Source organism: Caulobacter sp. P1_B12_2, assembly GCF_056406675.1.
Genome location: NZ_JBFTZS010000709.1, coordinates 1 through 1,457 on the forward strand (window position 1 = coordinate 1; position 1,457 = coordinate 1,457).

Here is a 1,457-nt window from a genome sequence, read left to right on the forward strand (position 1 = left end):
GCTGAAGGCGCGCAAGCTGAGCGACGCCGACATCCGCCGCCTAGGGCCGATGGTGATGCAGAGCTTCACCCCGTCCCAGGCTCCCGTGCTGAACCAGCTGGCCCGCCACTACGCTGTCAGCGACGCCTGGCACGCCTCCGTGCCGTCGCAGACCAATCCCAACCGCGCGTTCCTGATGTGCGGCACCTCGAACGGCATGATCAACAACGGCGATCTGGAGACCGATCCGCGCGCCAAGGAGATCCAGCGTATCGTCGGCATGGCGATCGGCGACGACCGGGTCGACGCGCCGACGATCTTCAACGCCCTGGAAACGGCGGGGGCCGACTGGAACGTCTTCTACGAGACCAGCTAYCTGCCGCAGAAGATCTCGACCCTGCTGCGCGAGGTCACGACCATCGCCCGCTGGGTCCCGGGGCTCCGCGAGATCTTCAACGCCCTGTCGCCCTACACAGACTACCTGCAAGGCCTGACCTCGGGCGCCCTGGACTCCTGCTACACTTGGCGCCTGTTCCCGCAGATCAGGGACAAGATCCCGGGCGCGCCCGGCCGCTTCCACAAGACCGCCGCCTTCCACCACATGGCGCGCACCGGTCATCTGCCGAAGTTCAGCTATATCGAACCCTTCTGGTCGATCTCCCACAGCACCGTCGACAACCGCTACTACGAGAACCTGTTCTCGGCCCTGGGCAACGACTACCACCCGCCCGGCAGCGTCCTGGCCGGCGAACAGCTGGTGAAGGAGGTCTATTCCAGCCTGATCGCCAACAAGGCGACCTGGGAAAAGACCCTGCTGCTGATCACCTTCGACGAGTTCGTGGGCTCGTTCGACCACCAGACCGCCGACCTGAAGCCCGGCAAGGTCAAGCCGCCGTGGGGCGCGGGCAAGCCGCCCTACCAGAACAAGGCCGGCTTCAAGTTCGACCGCCTGGGCGCGCGGGTGCCGACCATCGTGGTCTCGCCCTACGTCCAGAAGGGGTCGGTGTTCCGCTCGAAGACCGACACGCCCTTCGACCACGCCTCGGTGATCGCCACGATGCTGGAGAAGGTCAAACGTCCGGACCTAGCGCCCCAGTTCGGCGAGCGGGTCAAGAACGCGCCCAGCTTCAGCCACGCGGTGACCCTGACCACGCCGCGCACCGATGCGGTGCTGCCGTTCGTCGACGTCCAGCGCAGGAACGGCGACCCGGTGCTGTACGGCCAGACCTTCCATCTCAAGAACCAGCACGGCGTGTACCTGGCCCCCGCCTACTGCACGCTGAAGGTGGGCGGCGGCGGTTCGGTGTTCTCCAAGGCGATCATGGACCTCTTGGTGGCGTTCGACATCGCCGCATATTTTCCGAGGATGGACAACACCAAGGCGCCGGTGTCGTTCGTCACGACCCTGCCTGATCCGACGGCCCAGATCACCGACCACTCGCTGGTTCTGCTGGTCTCGCGCGAGCCCGGCCCCGGGG

Annotated in this window: 1 protein-coding gene; it reads left to right on the top strand. The window is 66.1% G+C overall.

Going from position 1 to position 1,457, the window contains the following annotated elements; genetic code table 11:
* Positions 1-1,457: alkaline phosphatase family protein (locus AC1DZ6_RS25110; RefSeq protein WP_477099807.1), on the top strand; the 1,457-nt coding region annotated here is incomplete at both ends.